The 18,851-nt window shown below is 64.8% G+C and carries 16 protein-coding genes; 4 read left to right on the forward strand and 12 right to left on the reverse strand.

Annotation, left to right across the window (positions count from 1 at the left end):
• Positions 1-185: 185 nt before the first annotated feature.
• The 8 genes from soxB to AC1D1F_RS06945 all read right to left on the reverse strand — a co-directional run bounded on the left by soxB (position 186) and on the right by AC1D1F_RS06945 (position 7,355).
• On the reverse strand, positions 186-1,904 hold the full coding sequence (gene soxB, locus AC1D1F_RS06910; protein ID WP_477676844.1) for a thiosulfohydrolase SoxB: 1,719 nt from the start codon (positions 1,902-1,904) through the stop codon (positions 186-188).
• 75 nt (positions 1,905-1,979) lie between these two features.
• The gene (soxX, locus tag AC1D1F_RS06915; RefSeq protein WP_477676843.1) at positions 1,980-2,639 is read right to left on the reverse strand and encodes a sulfur oxidation c-type cytochrome SoxX; all 660 of its coding nucleotides are present in this window, start codon (positions 2,637-2,639) and stop codon (positions 1,980-1,982) included.
• Between the two features lie 31 nt (positions 2,640-2,670).
• Positions 2,671-3,477: a sulfur oxidation c-type cytochrome SoxA gene (gene soxA, locus AC1D1F_RS06920; protein WP_477700682.1), complete on the reverse strand. Its 807-nt coding sequence runs from the start codon at positions 3,475-3,477 to the stop codon at positions 2,671-2,673.
• 61 nt (positions 3,478-3,538) lie between these two features.
• Complete coding sequence (gene soxZ / locus AC1D1F_RS06925) at positions 3,539-3,850, reverse strand: thiosulfate oxidation carrier complex protein SoxZ (protein WP_477676841.1); 312 nt, start codon at positions 3,848-3,850, stop codon at positions 3,539-3,541.
• A gap of 36 nt (positions 3,851-3,886) precedes the next feature.
• Positions 3,887-4,354: a thiosulfate oxidation carrier protein SoxY gene (soxY, locus tag AC1D1F_RS06930; RefSeq protein WP_477676840.1), complete on the reverse strand. Its 468-nt coding sequence runs from the start codon at positions 4,352-4,354 to the stop codon at positions 3,887-3,889.
• Between the two features lie 127 nt (positions 4,355-4,481).
• Positions 4,482-5,624, reverse strand: a complete 1,143-nt coding sequence (locus AC1D1F_RS06935) for a c-type cytochrome (RefSeq protein ID WP_477676839.1) — start codon at positions 5,622-5,624, stop codon at positions 4,482-4,484.
• Positions 5,611-6,951, reverse strand: a complete 1,341-nt coding sequence (gene soxC / locus AC1D1F_RS06940) for a sulfite dehydrogenase (RefSeq protein WP_477676849.1) — start codon at positions 6,949-6,951, stop codon at positions 5,611-5,613. Before soxC ends, AC1D1F_RS06935 begins: the two co-directional genes overlap by 14 nt.
• Complete coding sequence (locus tag AC1D1F_RS06945) at positions 6,951-7,355, reverse strand: ArsR/SmtB family transcription factor (protein WP_477676838.1); 405 nt, start codon at positions 7,353-7,355, stop codon at positions 6,951-6,953. Before AC1D1F_RS06945 ends, soxC begins: the two co-directional genes overlap by 1 nt.
• 256 nt (positions 7,356-7,611) lie before the next feature.
• Here AC1D1F_RS06945 and AC1D1F_RS06950 point away from each other — a divergent pair, with 256 nt between their 5' ends.
• The 3 genes from AC1D1F_RS06950 (at position 7,612) to AC1D1F_RS06960 (ending at position 11,838) form a co-directional block, all read left to right on the forward strand.
• Positions 7,612-8,946 carry a surface lipoprotein assembly modifier gene (locus tag AC1D1F_RS06950; RefSeq protein ID WP_477676837.1) on the forward strand — a complete coding sequence of 445 codons (1,335 nt, stop codon included), beginning with the start codon at positions 7,612-7,614 and terminating at the stop codon, positions 8,944-8,946.
• A 26-nt stretch (positions 8,947-8,972) separates the two neighbouring features.
• Positions 8,973-10,415, forward strand: a complete 1,443-nt coding sequence (locus tag AC1D1F_RS06955) for a FecR family protein (protein ID WP_477676836.1) — start codon at positions 8,973-8,975, stop codon at positions 10,413-10,415.
• A gap of 67 nt (positions 10,416-10,482) precedes the next feature.
• Entirely contained in the window at positions 10,483-11,838 is a 1,356-nt protein-coding gene (locus AC1D1F_RS06960) for a FecR family protein (protein ID WP_477676835.1), read from the forward strand.
• 10 nt (positions 11,839-11,848) lie between these two features.
• Here the strand turns inward: AC1D1F_RS06960 and AC1D1F_RS06965 are convergent, their stop codons facing one another.
• Entirely contained in the window at positions 11,849-12,856 is a 1,008-nt protein-coding gene (locus tag AC1D1F_RS06965) for a glycosyltransferase family 4 protein (RefSeq protein ID WP_477696634.1), read from the reverse strand.
• Positions 12,857-12,908: 52 nt separating this feature from the next.
• Here AC1D1F_RS06965 and AC1D1F_RS06970 point away from each other — a divergent pair, with 52 nt between their 5' ends.
• The gene (locus AC1D1F_RS06970; protein ID WP_477700683.1) at positions 12,909-15,077 is read left to right on the forward strand and encodes an O-linked N-acetylglucosamine transferase family protein; all 2,169 of its coding nucleotides are present in this window, start codon (positions 12,909-12,911) and stop codon (positions 15,075-15,077) included.
• Here AC1D1F_RS06970 and AC1D1F_RS06975 read toward each other — a convergent pair.
• The 3 genes from AC1D1F_RS06975 to AC1D1F_RS06985 all read right to left on the reverse strand — a co-directional run bounded on the left by AC1D1F_RS06975 (position 15,074) and on the right by AC1D1F_RS06985 (position 18,810).
• Positions 15,074-16,123 (reverse strand): XdhC family protein, encoded by a 1,050-nt coding sequence (locus tag AC1D1F_RS06975; protein ID WP_477676831.1) that lies wholly within the window; start codon positions 16,121-16,123, stop codon positions 15,074-15,076. The two genes, AC1D1F_RS06970 and AC1D1F_RS06975, sit on opposite strands and share 4 nt — an antisense overlap.
• A 63-nt stretch (positions 16,124-16,186) precedes the next feature.
• Positions 16,187-18,334, reverse strand: coding sequence for a xanthine dehydrogenase family protein molybdopterin-binding subunit (locus tag AC1D1F_RS06980; RefSeq protein WP_477676830.1), 2,148 nt, complete (start codon positions 18,332-18,334; stop codon positions 16,187-16,189).
• 11 nt (positions 18,335-18,345) lie between these two features.
• Positions 18,346-18,810 (reverse strand): (2Fe-2S)-binding protein, encoded by a 465-nt coding sequence (locus AC1D1F_RS06985; protein WP_436154339.1) that lies wholly within the window; start codon positions 18,808-18,810, stop codon positions 18,346-18,348.
• Positions 18,811-18,851: the final 41 nt, after the last annotated feature.

The raw sequence follows: 18,851 nt of genomic DNA on the forward strand, positions 1-18,851 counted from the left end.
CTGGACCGATTAGCGGATGCGACTGTGGCAGGAAGGGCCTTCAGAAACAACCCAGATTGTGCCACCGAACTGTGACAGCCGAAAGACCATGCCATGCCCATTTCGAATAGGTCATGTCTTTTACATGGCTCACATACCTTCACATGCCCGGCCTTGACAGCTGTTTGACAGATTGGGGCGAAAGCTCAGGCGGCAAGGCCCGGGTTGCCGGCCACGCCCACCAGCTTGGGCGTATTGGGTTTGACGGGCTTGATGACCTTCTGCGTCTTGAGGTAGCTTTCCACCACCTCCCAGACCGGCGGGCCGGCGTTTTTGCTGGCTTCGGCCACCGGCGCCCAGCCGGCCACCTTGTAAGTCTTGCCGGCCTCAATCAGCTTGCCGCCCAGGCGCATGTCCTGGATGCGTTCGCCCATTTTTGCGCCGGGCTCGCAGGTGTAGGTGAGGCCGCCCACGCGCACCATGTCGCCGCCCTGCTGGTAATACGGGTCGGGATTGAAGAGGTTGTCGCCCACGTCTTCCAGGATGGTCTTGATCATGTCGCCGCGCATGTCGGTCAGCGTGGTCCAGGGATAGCTGATGGCGGTCTGGTCCATCACATGCTCGCGCGTGATGGCCTGGCCGGGCAGCAGCGAGGTGCCCCAACGGAACCCCGGCGAGAACGCGATGTCGGCGCCGCGCACCTTCATGAGCGCGTCGAGGATGAGCTGGTCGAAGCTGCCGTTGAAATTGCCGCGGCGGTACAGCGTGCCTTCGGTCACCGCCAGTTTTTCATCGAGTTTGGCGGTGTAAGGCGCCCTCACCTTCGCGATCAATTCGTTCATGGCCGCATCGGCCGGCAACAGATTGGCGAAGACCGGCAGCAGCCGGTAGTTGAAGCCGGCCACCTTGCCGCCCTTGACGTCGAGGTCCAGCACGCCGAGGAACTTGCCGTTGCTGCCGGCATTGGTCACGATGGTCTGGCCGCCGGGGTTTTTGACGATGACGGGCACCGGCACGCCGTCATGGGTGTGGCCGCCCAGGATCGCATCGATGCCGGTGACGCGCGAGGCCATCTTCAGGTCCACGTCCATGCCGTTGTGGCTCAGCAGCACCACGGCCTGGGCACCCTTGGCGCGCGCCTCGTTCACGGTTTCCTGCATCTCGCTTTCGCGGATGCCGAAAGTCCAGCTGGGCGTGAGCCAGGCCGGGTTGGCGATCGGCGTGTAGGGAAAGGCCTGGCCGACGATGGCCACCGGCACGCCGTTCATTTCCTTGATCACATAAGGCTTGAACACCGGGTCGCCGAAGTCGCTGGTCTTGACGTTCTGGGCAATGAAATCGATCTTGCCGGCGAAGTCCTGCTCGACGATCTTCTTGATGCGCTCCTCGCCGTAGGTGAAATCCCAGTGGCCCGTCATCACGTCCACGCCCAGCAGTTTGGCCGCATCGACCATGTCCTGGCCTTGCGTCCAGAGCGCCGTGGCGCTGCCCTGCCAGGTGTCGCCGCCGTCCAGCAGCAAGGCGCCGGGGCGGCCGCCCTTGAGCTGCTTCACCAGCGTGGCGAGATGGGCGAAGCCGCCCACCTTGCCGTACTGGCGGGCCGCCCGCTCGAAGTCGAGGAAAGTCAGCGCATGGGCTTCGGGCGTGCCCGACTTCAGGCTGGCCGCCTTGAGCAGGTGTTCACCGACCAGGTGCGGCGCCTGCCCGCGCATGGCGCCCACGCCCAGGTTGACGGAAGGCTCGCGGAAATAAGTCGGCAGCAGCTGGGCATGGCAGTCGGTCATGTGCAGCAGGTGCACATTGCCGCTGCGCGGCAGCTCGTACAGGCCGGCGGCCTGGGCCGCACCGGCCTCACGCTGCAGGGGAAAACCGGCGGCCAGGGCGGCGGCCATGACACTTGCGAACTCGCGGCGGGAGAGATTCATGGCGTTGGACATCCTGCCCGGCGCGCCAGGCATGTTTTCAGGTTGCAATCGATCCGGGCGCCGGAGCGCGGCGGGTTACTTGTTGACGGGCGAGTTCGGGTCGAGCAGCAGCGCCATCACGTCGCGGATCTGCTGCTCATTCAGGATGGACGCGTGGCCGAACCTGGGCATGTCGGAACAAGCGTTGTAGGCCTTGGCGTTCCACAGCTTGCCCCAGGTGTAGTCGACGATGGGCTTGCTCTCGGGCGAAGCGGGATTGCTCACGCCGCGCAACTTGCCGTAGTTGTAGAGGCTGGGGCCTATCGAGCCGAAGGACAGCTCGGCTTTGCTGATCTGGTGGCAGTTGTAGCAGCTGCCGCCGTTGGCTTCGCCGGGCTTGTCGCTCCAGGTCAGGCCGCGGCCGTTCTGCGCGATTTTTTCGCCTTCGCTCCAGTTGCCGAGGTACTTGCCGTCCGAAGGCAGTTTCACGGTCTGCAGGTTGGCCTCTTCAATCGATTTGGCGAGTTTTTCGTCCAGCGGCTTGCCGGCCGCTTCCGAGCAAGCCTGGTTGGAGGCGTCCAGCGTCAGCCGGTCCATCTTCGCGATGCCCTGTTCGCGGAAGGAACTCTTGAGCACCTGCTGCGTGGCTTCATCGACCTGCTGGGCCGTGGGTGCGGTGGCGCAGCTGGCCAGGAAAAAGGCGGCGAAAACCAGGCCTGCCGCGGACAGCGCTGCTTGTGTGTATGACTTGTTCATGTGGATTTTTCCCAGTACCGGACTTGAGGGATTAACGTTTCAGGGCGGGCGCGATCGACACGCCGCCCTTGCTGTTGACACCCATGTACACGCCCAAGGCGATGGTGGCGTCGGAGGCATAACCCGGAAACGGGAAGCGCTGCTGCCGGTAGCAGTCGTTCAGGCGGCGCTGCATACTCCACAGGTCGCCGCTGGAGACGCGGTAGGCCGGCCAGGCGCCGAAGCCGTTGCCGGCGCCGGGCTGCTTTGTCAGGTTGGGCAGGTCCTGCAGGCGCACGCGCTTGTTGTCCTCGCCGTGGCAGGACGCGCAGGAAAAATCGTAAGGGCCGCCGCGAAGGTAAAACACCTTCTTGCCCACTTCGTACATCAGCTTTTCCTTGGCATGCGACTGCGGCACGTTAAACGCCATGTCGCGCGACTCGGCCGAGAGATAAGCCACCAGCGATTCAATCGATTTCTGCTCGCCGGCGCCGAAGGGGGTCTTGGCGATGTCGGCGGCGCTGAAGCCCTGCAACTGCTCCATGCAGGTCAGCAGGCGCGACTCCAGGTCCTGCACGCGTTGGGTATCGGCAAAGAAACGCGGCAGCTCGACAAAAGCGCCCTTGACCACGCCCGGGCCCTTGCCCAGGTCGCATTTTTCCAGCGAGGCGTTTTTCGGGCCGCGCGCCTGTTTCCAGAGGGTCTCGCCCTTGGCTTCATACAGCTCGGCGGGGTTGCCGTCGGCCAGCATGGCGCGGTATTCGGCAATGCCTTCGGCCGTGCTTTTCTGCGCCGCTGCCGGCMGCGGCAAGGTGGCTATCGCGGCCAGGGCCGCCAGCCCGAACAGGCTTGATTTCATCGTGGTCTCTCCTCAAATATCGTTGTGGGCGGCCGGGGCCGCGGCGCGAAAACCGGCGAACTCAGGAGATGACGGCCTCGTCGGTCCGTTTGTCGCCGTGATTGTCGGTCCAGCTGACCGCGATCTTGTCGCCGGCCTTGCCGCCCTTGAAGCTGAACTGCACAAAAGGGTTTTTGGACACGGCCGTGCCCCACTGGGCGCTCATCACGGTCTTGCCGTTCCAGGTGGCGTTGATGTTCTGGATGAACCAGGCCGGCACGGTCGTGCCGGCGGCGTCCTTGCGCTGGCCGCTTTCCATTTCATGGCTCACGAGCACACGCACCGTGGTTTTATCGCCTTGGGCCTGGGCCCGGATTCGCATTGGATCTGACATATCTTGTTCCTTTCAGTCGTTTGGGTGTTGCGAGGCTCAGCCGCCGCAGCCGCCCAGAGTCACTTTGACTTCTTTCACGGCATAAAAATATTTGTCACCGGCCTTGGCCAGGGCATAGACATTGGAGGACTGGCCCATCTTGATGTTGGTCGAGACATTTGCGTCGGTGCCGGCCGGGATGTCGAACATGGCGGCCAGCGCGCTGGGGTTCTTTTCGACGACGAGGGCGATCTGCGTCGTGTTGGCGATGTTGCTCTGCGCGCCGACGCGCACCACGCTGCCGTTTTCGGCGATTTCGGGCGCCTGCAGCAGCAGGTCCTTGCTTTCGACCGGTGCACTGGTGGCACCCATGGCCTTGGCCACGTCGGCCAGGGACTTGCTTTCAAAAGCGGCTTTGTTCCAGCCCGGGGCGTTTTGCGCATAGGCCGGGTTCAGGCCCGAAGCAGCCGCCAGCGCCAGCGCCGTGGCGCCGGAACTGCTGGCTAAAAAATCACGACGTTCCATGGTTGAACTCCTCTGTATATAACTTGAATGTCTTTAAAAACTTGGTCCGATTGGACACAAAACCGCAAAACTCCGGGAGGGTATTTCTCCCAGCATCCTTCAAAAAAGCACTGCCAGTCCGCAGGCCCTACTTCGCCGCGCCCTGCACCAGCCATTGGGAAATCTGGGCCGACTCCGCCGCGCTCAAAGCCTGCGGCGGCATCGGGATCGCACCCCAGGCGCCCTGCCCACCGGCCTTGATTTTGCCCGAGAGGTAATTCACCGCATCGGCGCGGTCCTTATATTTGTTGGCTATATCCTTGAACGAAGGACCCACCAGTTTGTTGTCCATCCCGTGACAGGCCAAGCAGGCATTTTTCTGCAAAAGAGGCATCACGGACGCCGAGCCGGAAGCGGCCGTCTTCACCACGGCGGCCACAGGGGCCGTCGCGACAGGCGCGCGTTCCGCCTGGGCCATGACCACGCCGGATTTTGCCTCGGCGGCCAAAGCCGGCCGTGTCGTATCCACACCGCGGCTTTGGCCCACCAGGCGAGATTGATCGGCCAGGTTGCCATGGGCGTTGCGCGCATAGTCCGGCAAAAAGCTTTTGACCACCACCTCGGCCTTGCAGTTCGCCATGCAGCTGGACCCTTGCACGTCAGGCTTTGCCGTGCCGCCCAGCTCCTTGCCGGGCCACATCGCGTGCGCCGTGGTCATGCCGTTGCGGTTGGGCAGGCGGGCCTGCACCTCGCGGATGTTGGCGTCCGACAGCGTGAAGTCTTCCGGCAGCACATTGCCCAGGAACAGGATGTAGGCCGTCGCGGCATAGACCTCGTCGGGCGTCAGCGTCTTGGGTGCGGTCCAGGGCATGGCGCGGTTGATGTAATCCCACAGCGTCGACAGCGTGGACACCTTCATCAGCGTGGTGCGGTTGGGCTGGTTGGCGCCCGGCATCAGGCCGTCAACCCGGCCGCTCTTGATGTCCTGCGCCGTGGTGCCGCCGGCAATCGGCGTGAACACCTCGGACGACTCGGCAAAACTACCGTGACAGGAAGCGCACTGCGCCTCCCACAGCACTTCGCCCTGCCGCACCGTGCCCTGCCCCTTGGGCAGGCCCTTGAAATCGGGCCGCACGTCGATGTCCCAGGCCTTGACCTCGGCAGGCGTGGCGGTTCTGCCGACGCCGGCCAGCGCCGCCTGCCGCGTGGCCGGCTGCGCCTGCGCAAAACCTGAGGCCAGGCCGGCAAGCACCAGCAGCAGCGTGAATGGGGCGTGCTTAAACCTGGACATTTTTCACCTCGCCGTTTTCTGCCAGCGCCCAGGACTGGATGGCGTTGTTGTGATAAATGCTGCGCGAGGCGCGCACCTTGCGCAGCTCGCTGTAGGTCGGCTGGACCTGCCCGGTTTCGTCCACCGCGCGGCTCTGGAAAATCGCCGGCTTGCCGTCCCAGACGAAGTCGGCGTTAAAGCGCGTGAGGCACTTGGCCAGTACCGGCCCTTCGAGCCGTGCCTGCGTCCAGTTGCGCCCGCCGTCCACCGAGACGTCGACCCGGCGTATCTTGCCGCGCCCGCTCCAGGCCAGGCCCGTGAGGTTGTGAAAGCCCTTTTGCAGCAGCACCTGCCCGCCGCTGGGCGAGGTGACCACACTTTTGACTTCCTGGATGCTGGTGTACTGCCGGTGCAGGCCGCTGGGCTGCAGGTCGACATAGTGAATGGTTTCGTCCTTGGCGCCGTAAGGCATGTCGCCCACCTCGATGCGGCGCAGGTATTTGATCCAACTCACGCCCTGCACGCCGGGCACGATGAGCCGCAGCGGATAGCCGTTTTCGGGCCGCAGCATTTCACCGTTCTGCCCATAGGCGACCAGCACCTCGCCGCTCATCACCAGGTCCATGGGAATGGTGCGCGTCATGCCCGAGCCGTCAGCACCTTCGGCCAGGATGAACCTGGCGCGCTTGAGGTCGGCGCCGCAAAGTTCCAGCAAGGTGCGCAGCGGCACGCCGGTGAATTCGCTGCAGCTGAGCATGCCGTGGGTGTACTGCACCGTCGGCACCGCGGCATTGCCCCACTCCATGCCCGTATTGGCGCCGCATTCGATGAAGTGCATGCGGCTCACGCTGGGCAGCCGCATCAATTCGTCCATGTTGAAAACCATGGGACGCTTGAGCATGGCCTCGTCCGAGCCGTTGAGCATCAGCCGGTGTTTGGAGGGATCGATGTCCCACCAGCCCTGGTGGTGGCGCTCAAAGTGCAGGCCGCTGGGCGTAATGATGCCGAACAAGCCCTGCAGGGGGCAAAAACTCACGCTGGCCTGGCTGACACGCGTCAGGCCCGGGCTTTCGCGGCGTTGCAGGTTTTTCTCGAATTCGCTCGGCAGGCCGTAAGGGCGCGCCGCCACCGGCTGGCCCAGGCCCTTGCTATGCGGCGGAAGGTTCAGGATTTCGGGCTCGCCTTCGACAGCCGCGGCGCCTTGCGCGGCGGCCCGGCCCGCGGCCAACGTGCCGGCTGCGGCGGCGAAAGCGCCGGCCAGAAAGCCGCGGCGCCCGGCCCGCACCTCGTGTATCTGCTCGCGAGAAAGAAAGTTCTCAGGCGCGCGCTGAAGGAATCGGTTCAACATCATGGCTGGCGTCTTTCGGTTAAGGCGTCCTGCGTGCCGGAGCGCGGCGACAGGCTTTGCGCCGGGGGCAGCGCGCCCGGCTCGTCCAGTTCGATGGCGATCTGGGTGCAGACGCTGCGGCACAGCGCCACGGCTTTTTCGCTTTGCACGCGGTAAATCACCTGGGTGCCTTCCTTGCGCTTGGCCAGCACGCCGGTGCGGTACAGCACGGCCAGGTGCTGCGAAAGGTTGGGCTGCGTGGTGTCGATCTCGGCCAGCAGCTCGTTGACGGATTTTTCACGCTCGCACAGGGCGCTCAGCACGCGCAGGCGCATCGGCGTCGCGAGTACACCGAACAGCTCGGCCGCCAGTTCAAACACCCGGCCCCGTTCAACCTGGGCACTGGCCTGGATCATCTCGTCCATAGTGACTTCTTCTTAATATAAGCGATGGCTAATATTATTCATCCAAACAAGGGAGCTTTCCTCCGTGATTACCCTTGGTAGCCTCCTGAAACTGGTGAATATCACCAAGCCGGTGCCAAAGGTCCCAAAAGGTGTTGCCGCAATGCACTCCGCCCCTCTGTAGCAGGTGTAATAAAACCCTGAAAGTCATGCCTCCGTGATATAAAACTTTTGTTACTTACGGGTTGTTACCTGGGAACTTTATAAAATAATACTTATGTATTCAAAACACAGATTTCTCTCGGGCGGCATCCTCTTCCTGTTTGCATGCCTCCTAAGCGGCCTGGCACATGCGGAAGTCGACGCACTGGTCACCAATGCACGCACCCTGCTGGACCAGAGCCAGGCACAGAAAGCCTTCGACCTGCTGGAGCCGCAAGAGGCCGCGCGCGCCGGTGATCCGGACTTCGACACGGTGCTGGGCATCGCAGCCAACGAAACCGGCCAATACACCCGCGCGGTATTCGCCCTGGAGCGGGTGCTGGCGGTGCAGCCCGCCAATTCAAGGGCACGCGCCGAACTCGGCCGCGCGCTGTTCTCCGTCGGCGACACCAAGGCCTCCCGGCAGGTGCTGCTGGAGACCAAGCAGGACAACATCCCGGCCGAAGCCGCCGCCACCATCGACCAGTTCCTGCAGGCCATAGACCGGACGGAAGAAGCCGCCCGCTCATCGGTCAAGCCCTTCATCGAAGCCAGCATCGGCTACGACACCAACATCAACAGCGGCCCCGGCAATCCCAATGTGGCCGTGCCCGCGTTCGGCGGCCTGATTTTCACGCTCAACAGCGCCGGCGTCGAAACCAAGGATGCCTTCGCCAGCCTGGGCGGCGGCCTGTCGGCCCGCTACGTGGTCGACCCGCGCTGGTCGCTGATCGGCAACATCTATGGCAATGCGCGCGTCAACGCCAAGTACAACGACTTCAACACCGGCCAGGTGGACCTCAATTTCGGCGCCAGCTACCGCTACGACAAGCACGAATTCTCGGGCGTCGTCCAGGCCGGGACCTACACCGTCGCCGGCTCGCGAGCCCGTGACCAGCAAGGCCTCGTCGGCGAATGGACCTACCGCATCGACGGTTTCCGCCAGTGGAGCAGCTACATCCAGTGGGGCGACCTGAGCTACCCCGGCCAGTCGCTGCGCGACGCCACGCGCACGGTGATCGGGACCTCGTATGCCCATGCCTTCCGCGACAGCAACATCGTCGTCTTCGGCGGCGCTTACGTCGGCAAGGAAAAAGAGCGCGCTTCGGGCGTCCCGCACCTGGGCCATGACCTTGTCGGCGTTCGCACCGGCATCCAGAAAACCCTCTCGGATGCGTTGGCGCTGTTCGGCAGCCTCGCCTATGAAGACCGCAAATACGGCGGCACCGACCCGCTCTTCCTCGTCACCCGCCATGACAAGCAGTGGAACCTGAACCTGGGTCTGAACTGGGTGCCCGCCAAACTGTGGCGCGTCACGCCCCAGCTGGCCCTGACCTCGGTGAAGTCCAACGTCGTGATTTCCGACTACAACCGCAGCCTGTTCTCGGTCACGGTGCGCCGCGACTTCTGACCGGCTTGCCGGCCAATAACGCCCCCATGAAAACAACACGGAAATTCCCGCTCAAGCGAGCCGCCCTCTCGATGGTGATCGCCTCGGCGTTTCCTGTCCAGGCCATGGCCGCCGGGTCGGCCGGGGTAGCCCAGTTCATCGCCGGCGACGTCAATGTGCAGCGAGCGAACGGAAAAACCGAGGCCCTGGCCAAGGGCAAACCGCTTGAAAGCGGTGAATCCATCCTGACGGGCAACGCCGGCCGGGCCCAGGTCCGCTTTTCCGACGGCGGCCTGGTGTCCCTGCAGCCCAACACCGACTTCAAGATCGCCAATTACGTCGACGAGGCCGACCCCAAGCAGGACCGCTTCCTGGTCGACCTGCTGCGCGGCAGCATGCGGGCCATCACCGGCCTGATCGGCAAACGCAACCGAGAAAACTACAAGGTCACCACCACCACGGCCACCATCGGCATACGCGGCTCCGGCTTCAGCGTGGGCTACAACTCCGACGGCTCGCTGGGCATCACGACCGAGCTGGATGCCATCGAGGTCTGCAATGCCGGCGGCTGCGTGGGCCTGACGGCCGGCGAATCGGTGCGCGTCATCAACAGCTCCGAGGCGCCTGTCCGCACCAATGTGCGGGCCAATGTGCCCACGCCACCGCCTACCCAGGAAGTGGCCGTGGCCGGCAACCAGACCACCTCCGACGGCAAACCCGCCATTGTTCCTCCGCCCGCCGCGGCGCCGGCGCCCGTCAAACAGGTGTTCACCGACCTGGCCGCGGCGGTTGCGTTCACCAATCCCTCGACCTCCAACTCGGCGGTCGAAAGCTACTACCCCGAAGCCGGCACGGCCGTGCTGACCAGCTTCCTCAGCGGGAAACCGATCGACTTCGACAGCGTCGACAGCCGCAACGTCCGGACCCAGTTCCGCAGCACGCCCGGCCTCACCACGATGGAAAAGGGTGCGCTGGGCATACCAACCGATGCCGACTTCGTCGGCTGGGGCAGCTGGGTGACAGGGCAAAAAATCGTGGCGGGCTCGACCACCGCGATTGAATCGGTTCACTTCGTGATGGGCCGGCCGACGCCGCTGGCCCAGTTGCCGGCCGACAACATGCAGGGCACCTACCAGTTTGCCGGCGGCACCGCCTTTTCAAGCCTGCTCGGTGCAGGCCAGCTTGTCGGGGGTTCGCTGGTCGCCAACTTCGGCGCCTACGGTGCGGGCCAGGGCTATGGCAGCCTCAACCTCACCACGCGCTTCGGCGGCAACGACTATGGCGTCAGCAGCGAGCTGGACATCAACAACGCCAAAATCACCAACAACTCGGGCGCGAATGTCACCGGTTTTTTCACCGGGAACAATGCCAGCCGTGCCGCGCTGGTCTACAGCACGCCCTCCGCTACCGGTGCAGGCGCCAACGCGGGACAGGTTTCCGGTGCGGCCGTTTTCCAGCAAAGCACCCTGGTCCTTCGACCGCCCCTGTGAGCAGAGCCGCCCTTAGTTCAGCAAGCCAGCCCAGCGCGAAGCCTAAAAAATCCCCGGAGAAACCGCCATGACCTCAAACTTCAAGCTCCAACACACCGTCCTGGCCATGGCGTTAGCCGCCATTTACCCGCTGCAAGCCTCGGCCGCGCCCTCAGCCGGCGTGGCCCAGTTCATCGTGGGCGATGTCAGCGTCCGCCGAGCCGACGGCGGCACCGCACCGCTCACCAAGGGCAAGGACATCGAAAGCGGCCAGGCCATCCTGACCGGCGCCAGCGGCCGCGCACAGGTGCGTTTCACCGACGGCGGGCTGGTGTCTCTGCAGCCCAACACCGAGTTCAAGGTCGCCAACTATGTCGACAAAGCCGATCCCAAGGAAGACCGTTTCCTGGTCGACCTGCTGAGCGGCAGCATGCGGGCCATCACCGGCCTGATCGGCAAGCGCAACCGCGAAAACTACAAGGTCACCACCACCACCGCCACCATCGGCATACGCGGTTCCGGCTTCAATGTCGGCTACAACCCCGACGGCTCGCTGGGCGTGACGACAGAGCTGGACGCCATCGAGGTCTGCAATGCCGGTGGCTGCGTGGGCCTGACGGCCGGCGAATCGGTGCGGGTCATCAACAACACCGATGCGCCCGTGCGCACCAATGTGCGGGCACCGGTGCCAACCCCTCCCCCGACGCAGGATCCTGTAGTTATAGGCAACAACCCCGACCCCGCAGGCCCGGGCGGCATCATCAACAAGCCCACACCCGTCCCCACCCCGCCAGTCAACACCGGCACCTTCACCAACCTCAAGGTGGCGGCGAGCTATTACGTCCCCCTGGTCTCCGGGCCCGGGCCCCAGGTTGGCCCCGTGGTGGCGACCTCCGCGACCCTGGATCTCGGGAAAGTCACGGACTTCACCAGCGGAAGCAACGTTTTCAAGCCGACCGTGGCCAATAGCTTCGGTTCGGCCGGCACCATCGCGGCCGGCGACTTCATCGGATGGGGTACCTGGACGACAGCCACGAAAAACAGCGGGACGAACCTAGCGGATCTCCACTACATCATCGGCCAGCCCACGGCGGTCATGCCCACCACCACCGGCATCGCCACCTACACCCTGATCGGCGCTACGCCGGTCACCGGCTATACCAGCCCCAGCGGGCCGGCGACCGCCATGGGAACGCTCACCTCCGCCTCGATGGCGGTCGATTTCACCAACAGCAAGCTTGGCGTGACCATCAACACCACCCTGGGCAACATCAGCGTGGGAAGCGTCATCGCGATTTCCGGCGCGCAATTCATCTACAGCTCCGGTACAGGCATCTATGTCAACGGATTCTTCACGGGTGTCAACGCCAACCGGGCAGGCCTGGTCTACACCGGGCCGGGTTCAACGATTTTCTCCGGTGCTGCGGCCTTCCAGGCACCGTGAGCCCGGCGCCTCAGCGCAAATAGAATTCCAGGTCGCGCGCTATAGCTTCGGGGCCATGGGTGGCAATCGCCTGATGCATCGCGGCCTCACCGACACGGCGACAGAGTTCAGGCGATTCGCTGAGCGCGATCAGGCTATCGTAGGCTTGCTCCTGGGACTTCACGAGAAAGCCCGATGTGCCATGCACCATCATCTCCGCGTAGCCGCCTGTCTCGTGCGCCACCACCGGCAAGCCCGCCCCCATCGCCTCCAGCACCACGCGGCCATAAGCCTCGATGAACAAGGCCCCCGTCCGGTAGAAAACAGCATCGAGTGAGCCGTAAAACTCCGGCATGCTTTGCGTTCCGGCCGCCAGCAGTTCAATGCCCGCCACCCCGCCCAGCCCCGGCGCCAGGCAGGTGCCGCCCATGATGCGCACCCGGATGCCCCTGCTGGCAAGCATCCGGTAGAGGCTCAGGTCGTCCGGGCTGTGCTTCTCGAGCAGGTCACGGCTGGCACGCCCGACCGTAAAGGGCCCCGGCTTCCGCGTTGCCTCGAATCGTTTTTCAGCCACCCGCAAGAAGGGCTCCAGGTCCAGCATGCTCGGTATCACACGGCCCGGCAGCGCGGCGCTGCGCCGCACAAAATCCGACACGAAAACGATCTCGGGATCGAGCCCGGTTGATTCGCGCACACCCTCGACGATGGCGAAAAGCTGCCCCTGGTTGGAAAGATTGTGGAAAAGAACAATGCGCTTGAAGCGCGTGTACTTGAGCCAGATCCCCGGCTGCAGATGCACGCCGCCGATCAGCAGCGTGCCGTCTTTGGGAAACTGCTGCGCGAAAGGCTGAACCGCGGTAATGCCCTCGCGGGCATAAGCCGGGTGCACCGGCACGTCGGACCACAGCTTGACCGGGCGCCTGCCGGCCAGAAGCCGCCCGAGGTCCAGCAGTTCCCGTTCCGCGCCGGTATATAGCTCACCGAAGCGTCCCAGCAAATGCAGGGGCGCGGCTGGGGCGCTGGCGGACGGATCAGTCATTGACCCGGATTATCCCCGGGGCCGGCACAGGCCGGTGCCACATAATCCCGACATGCAAGATAGCCGACCAGCCGCGCCCGAACAGCCCCCGCTGCCTGCGGCCGCCACAGGCCATGGCGACTGGATGTTGCGCGGCGCACAACTGCATGCGGCCGGCCAGCTTGAACAGGCGCTCTTCGCTTTTGAGCAGGCCCTGGCGCTGAGCCCGCAGGACGTGAATGCCGCGTCGGCCTGCGCGACCTTGCTGAGCCTGCTCGACCGGCCCACGGCTGCCTACAGGACACTGCTGTCGGTGGAGGCCCGGCTGATGCAGGATGCCGACGGCGCGGCCAACCTCGCGATCACGGCCGAAGCCTGCGGCGACCTGGCCAGGACCGATGCCGCTTATGCCAGGGCCCTGCAGCTTGACCCGGCGCACCCGCGCTCACTGAACAACGTCGGCATCCTGGCCGCGGGGTCATCGCGCTGGGACATCGCGATCGGCCTGGCGCAAAAGTGCGCGGAGCTGCAACCCGGCCATGCGCCCTACCATGCCAATCTTGCCGAGTATCTTTCAGGCGCGCGGCGCTATGCCGAGGCCCTCGACGTGGTGACCGCCGCCCTGGCCCAATTCCCTCTCGACAGCGAACTGCGAATACGCCACATCGTCCTTCTCGCCTTCCATGGCGAGCTTAAAAAAGCGGACCTGGCCCTGGCCGGCCTCGACGGCGAAGCGCGCCTGCTTTTTGAAAAATTCCTGTCGAAACTCGATATCCCGGACAAGCTGTACGACCGCACCATCAGCCACGCGCACAAGCTCATGCTTCAGCCGCCCGACGCGTTGCAGATCCATCTTGACCAGGCATTCCGCGGCCTGTCGGCAGGCGACTGGCGAAACAACGACCAGCTCACCACCCTGCTGCGTGCCACCCTTGAAAAAAATGCCGCCACCGGCCTCGGCCGCTACTGGGGTGACGCGCCGTTTTACGGCCTGCTGCTGGATTTGCGGGACGACGAGCTGGCGCAGATGCACAGCGAATCCATCCCCGTGCTCGACGCCCGGCTCAAGGCATCGTTGCCGGCTTTTACAAGGCGGCGAAAACCCGTCGCCGGGCAAGACGACCGCATCCGCGTGGGCTTGGCCGTGCAAAGCCTTCATGATTCGCGCCMGCTGCTGGCGCTCACCCAGCAGCTGGCGCGACATGACGCCTCGCGCTTTGCCATCCATGTCTACGCCTTCACGCTGCGGCCCGGTACCCTGCCGGCCGACTCGCTGCGGCCTCACGCGGCAAGCGTCAGCGAAATCGGTCATATGGCGGCGGCGGAAGCCGCCGGACGCATGCGGCTGGACCAACTGGATATCTATATCGAAATGGCTTCGGATTCGCCCTGGAGCCGGCAAGACATCGCGGCCATGCGGGTGGCGCCGGTGCAATTGCGCCAAGCCGGCCTCTACCAGCGCCATGTGCCCGGGCATTGGGACTACAGCCTGTCGGATCGCTTCGCCCATCCAGACGCCGCCGGGCTTTCACAGGACGGTGCCATCGTCCGCCTGCCGCATGGCTGCTGGCTGGCAAGCGCCGGCAGGCAGGCGCCCGGGCGCACCCTCTCGCGCGAAGACGCGGGGCTGCCCACCGACGCGCTGGTGCTGGCTTCATTCCTCGCGCCGGCAGGCATCGATCCGCACAGTTTTTCCGTGTGGATGAAAATCCTGCGCGGCCTGCCCGATGCCGTGCTGTGGCTTCCCCGCTGCGGCGCGGCGGCGATCAACCTGGCGCGGGAAGCTCAGGCGGCCGGTGTGGGGCCGGCCCGGTTGCTTTTTTCGACGCCCATGGATAGAGGCGAGGCACTGGCCGCCATGCGGCATGCCGACCTGTTTCTGGACACCTTGCGGCTCAATGCCGCGCAGGGCCTGGAAGACGCCTTGCACCTCGGCGTACCGGCGATCACCTGTGCCGGCAACCGCCCTGCATCACGCCTGGGCGGCAGCATCCTCCATGCCGCCGGCCTTGCGCAATGTGTCCTGGACAGCCCCGAAGCCTATCGGGCCGAAGCGGTGCGCCTGGGGCGCGACCCCGGTGCGTTGCAAACCTTGCGGGAACACGTCGAAGCGGCTGCCGCCGGCGCACCACTGTTCGACCTGGCGGCACGCGTGAAGGATTGGGAAGCGGCCTGGACGGTCATGGCCGAGCGCTCACGCGCAGGCTTGCCGCCGGCCGCCTTCGATGTAGCTTCTATCTAAACGGCAGGCTTGCCAGCCGGCACGGGCAATTCACACACCTCGCCCGTGGGCGCAAGGCCGGCCTGCGCCTTGGCTTCGGCGATGCCCACGGCGCGCGGCAAGGCCACCTGGTTCTTCACCGCCGTGAGCTCGGCCAGGATGGAAATCGCGATCTCGGGCGGTGTCTTGCTGCCGATATAAAGGCCTATGGGGCCGTGCAGCTTGCCCAGTTCTTCTTCCGTCATATCGAAGTGTTCGGCCAGCCGTTCGCGGCGGCGCTGGTTGTTCAGCCGCGAGCCGATCGCGCCCACGTAAAACGCCGGCGAACGCAGCGCCTCCATCAACGCCAGGTCGTCCAGCTTGGGGTCGTGCGTGAGGGCGATCACGGCGCAGCGCGCGTCCAGCTTCATGGCTTGCACCACGTCGTCGGGCATGCCGGTGGCCAGTTCCACGCCCTCGACCTGCCAGCTGTCGCGGTACTCTTCGCGCGGGTCGCACACCGTCACGGCGTAGTCCATGCCCTGCGCGATCTGCGCCACAAAGCGCGACAGCTGCCCCGCGCCAATGACCAGCAGGCGCCAGCGCGGGCCGTGCAAGGTCACCAGCGCGGCTTCCGACACCTGCATGGACTGTGTGGGCTGGGCCGTACTGAGCGTCACCGCGCCGGTATGCAGGTCCAGACGGCGCGCCACCAGCTCGCCGGCCTGCAGGCGCCGCAGCAATTCCTCGATGCGGCTGTCCGTCGACAGCGGCTCAATCGCCAGTTCGATGGTTCCGCCACAGGGCAGGCCGAAGCGGCGCGCCTCGTCGGCCGACACGCCGTAGGTGACGATGGCCGGCCGCGCACGGTCCAGGCCCTCACGCCGGGCCCGGTCAATCATGTCGTCTTCAATGCAGCCGCCCGAGACCGATCCCACCACCCGGCCGTCCTCGCAGATCGCCAGCATGGAGCCTTCGGGCCGCGGGCTGGAGCCCCAGGTCTTGAGCACGGTGACCAGTTCGCAGCGCAGGCCCGCGGCCAGCCACTGCGAGCAGGTTTTCAGAACTTCGAGGTCAATGTTGTCCATGCGCCGGATGCTAGCAGTCCATGCTCATCTCTGCCTCGATCCCGGCGCCAACCCCATATCTCGTCAGGCTTTGGCCAGGTTGTCATTGAGCGGCAGCGTACGCACCCGCTTGCCGGTGGCCGCGAACACGGCGTTGGCCACCGCCGGCGCCACCAGCGCCGTCGCCGGCTCGCCGATGCCGCCGGGTTTTTCGGTGCTGGGCACCAGGGTGATGTCCATCACCGGCGACTCATGCATGCGCAGCACCGGGTAGTCGCCGAAATTGGTCTGCTGTACCCGGCCCTTGTCCAGCGTGATCTGGTTGTTCAGCGCGGCCGAGAGGCCAAAAATGAGACTGGACTGGATCTGCGCCTGCACCGTGTCGGGATTCACCATGCGGCCCAGGTCGGCCACCACCGTCATCTTGTGCACCGTGACCTGGTTGTCCTTCACCGACACCTCGGCCACCTGGGCCATATAGGTGTCATAGCCCTCCATCAGCGCGATGCCGCGGCTGCGGCCGGCCGGCGCCGGCGTGCCCCAGCCGGATTTCTCGGCTGCCATCTTCAGCACATTGGCAAAGCGCGGCTGCTTGTCCAGCAGCGACATGCGGTAGGCATACGGGTCCTTGCCCGCGGCCAACGCCATTTCATCGACAAAACTTTCGTTGGCGAAAGCATTGAGCGCATGGCTCACCGAGCGCCAGTAGCCCGCACGCAGCCCGGTGTCGTGGATCACCAGGTCGTACTGCGTATTGGGAATGTCGTAAGGCATCACGCCGGCTTCGGCCATGAAAGGGTCCAGCGTGTCCTTGGGCAGGCCGAAGGCGCGCTGCGTGATGGACTGCGAGGTCACCTTGAAGTTAAGCGCCACCGGCTTGCCGTCGGCCCCCAGGCCGGCGGAGAGCTGGTTGACGGCCATGGGCCGGTAGAAGTCATGCGTGGTGTCGTCCTCGCGGCTCCAGAGCAGCTTGACGGGCTTGCCCACCGCCTTGGAGATCTGCGCCGCCTGCACGATGAAGTCCAGCTCCAGCCGGCGGCCGAAGCCGCCGCCCAGGAAGGTGGTCTTCAGTGTGATGTCTTCCGGCTTGATGCCCAGCGCCGCCGCCACACTGCCTTCCGCGCCCTGCTGGAACTGCGTCGGGCCTATCAGCAGGATCTTGCCGTTCTTGTAGTCGGCCGTGAAGTTCATGGGCTCCAGCGTGGCGTGCGCCAGCAGCGGCGACACGTACTCGGCCTTCAGCGTCTTGGCCGCGCCCTTCATCGCGCCCGCCGCGTCGCCCTTGGCCGGCACGATGGGAATCACCTTGCCGCTATCGGCCGCCTTGCGTATGCCGTCCAGCATGCTGGCATTGCTGATGGCCGCGACCGGGCCTTCGTCCCACTGCACCGTGAGGGCCTGGCGCGCCTTGAAGGCATGCCAGTAGCTGTCAGCCACCACCGCCACGCCGTCGGGAATCTGCACCACGTCGATCACGCCCGGCATGGCTTTGGCCTTGGTCGCGTCAAAACTGGTGACCTTGCCGCCAATCACCGGGCATTGCTGCAAGCTCGCGTAGACCATACCCGGCAGCTTCACGTCAATGCCAAATTCGGCCGTGCCGTTGACTTTCATCGGCGTATCCAGCCGCTTGGTGGGCTTGCCGATGACGGTGAAATCTTTCGGGTCTTTGAGCGCCACTTTCTCGGGCACCGGCAGCTTCGATGCCGCCTCGGCCAGGGAGCCGTAAGTCGCCTTCTTGCCCTTCGGGCCTGTGACCATGCCGTTTTCGGCCTTGAGCGTCGACGCATCCACATTCCACTTGGCCGCCGCCGCCGACACCAGCATCATGCGCACCTGCGCGCCGGCAATGCGCAGCTTCTCCCAGCCGTCGCGCACCGAGGTCGAGCCGCCCGTGATCTGCGCGCCCAGCAAGGCGTTGGTGTAGACCTTGCCCGGCGGCGCGATCGCGACCTTGACCTTGCGGATGTCGACGTTGAGCTCTTCGGCGATCAGCATGGGCATGGAGGTGTACACGCCCTGCCCCATCTCGGAGCGGGCCGACAACAAGGTGATGGTGTTGTCGTCGGCAATGTGCACCCAGGCGTTGGGCGTGTAAAGCGTGCCGGCGGCCTGCGCCGACGGTACGCCCAGCGTGACGCCCAGCATCAGCCCGCCCCCCGCAACCGTCAGGGCCGACGAGGTCTTGAGGAAGGTGCGGCGGTTCGGAGAAATCAGTGAGGTGATGGTCATGATGGTTCTCCTCAGGCTTTACGCAGGGTGGAAGCGGCATCCTTGATCGCCGCCTTGATGCGCGGGTAGGTGCCGCAGCGGCAGATGTTGCCGCTCATCGCGGCGTCGATGTCGGCGTCGCTGGGATTTTTGTTGCCTTGGAGCAGCGCCGCCGCGCTCATCAGCTGGCCCGACTGGCAGTAGCCGCACTGCGGCACGTCATGCTTGATCCACGCCACCTGCAGCGGGTGCGTGTTGTTGCGGGATAAGCTTTCAATCGTCGCCACCTTCTGCCCCGCCGCCGCCGACAGCGGCGTCTGGCAGGAGCGCACCGGCTTGCCATTGAGGTGCACGGTGCAGGCGCCGCACAAGGCGGCGCCGCAGCCGAACTTGGTGCCGGTCATGCCCAGTTCATCGCGTATCACCCACAACAGGGGTGTGTCGGGCTCGGCATTGACGGAAACGGCGCGGCCGTTCACGTTGAGTTTTGTTGTCATCGGGGTCCCCTTTGTTGAATCTCTGTCTGTCATCACAGGAT

It is taken from the genome of Polaromonas sp. P1_H6 (genome assembly GCF_056405195.1).

Bases quoted from the DNA above. Each gene is read 5' to 3' on its own strand.
- soxY (WP_477676840.1), bottom strand. From the start codon at position 4,354: ATGGAACGTCGTGATTTTTTAGCCAGCAGTTCCGGCGCCACGGCGCTG.
- AC1D1F_RS06985 (WP_436154339.1), bottom strand. From the start codon at position 18,810: ATGACAACAAAACTCAACGTGAACGGCCGCGCCGTTTCCGTCAATGCC.
- soxC (WP_477676849.1), bottom strand. From the start codon at position 6,951: ATGTTGAACCGATTCCTTCAGCGCGCGCCTGAGAACTTTCTTTCTCGC.
- AC1D1F_RS06955 (WP_477676836.1), top strand. From the start codon at position 8,973: ATGAAAACAACACGGAAATTCCCGCTCAAGCGAGCCGCCCTCTCGATG.
- AC1D1F_RS06950 (WP_477676837.1), top strand. From the start codon at position 7,612: ATGTATTCAAAACACAGATTTCTCTCGGGCGGCATCCTCTTCCTGTTT.
- AC1D1F_RS06965 (WP_477696634.1), bottom strand. From the start codon at position 12,856: ATGACTGATCCGTCCGCCAGCGCCCCAGCCGCGCCCCTGCATTTGCTG.
- AC1D1F_RS06980 (WP_477676830.1), bottom strand. From the start codon at position 18,334: ATGACCATCACCTCACTGATTTCTCCGAACCGCCGCACCTTCCTCAAG.
- AC1D1F_RS06945 (WP_477676838.1), bottom strand. From the start codon at position 7,355: ATGGACGAGATGATCCAGGCCAGTGCCCAGGTTGAACGGGGCCGGGTG.
- soxZ (WP_477676841.1), bottom strand. From the start codon at position 3,850: ATGTCAGATCCAATGCGAATCCGGGCCCAGGCCCAAGGCGATAAAACC.
- AC1D1F_RS06975 (WP_477676831.1), bottom strand. From the start codon at position 16,123: ATGGACAACATTGACCTCGAAGTTCTGAAAACCTGCTCGCAGTGGCTG.
- soxB (WP_477676844.1), bottom strand. From the start codon at position 1,904: ATGAATCTCTCCCGCCGCGAGTTCGCAAGTGTCATGGCCGCCGCCCTG.
- soxX (WP_477676843.1), bottom strand. From the start codon at position 2,639: ATGAACAAGTCATACACACAAGCAGCGCTGTCCGCGGCAGGCCTGGTT.
- AC1D1F_RS06960 (WP_477676835.1), top strand. From the start codon at position 10,483: ATGACCTCAAACTTCAAGCTCCAACACACCGTCCTGGCCATGGCGTTA.
- AC1D1F_RS06935 (WP_477676839.1), bottom strand. From the start codon at position 5,624: ATGTCCAGGTTTAAGCACGCCCCATTCACGCTGCTGCTGGTGCTTGCC.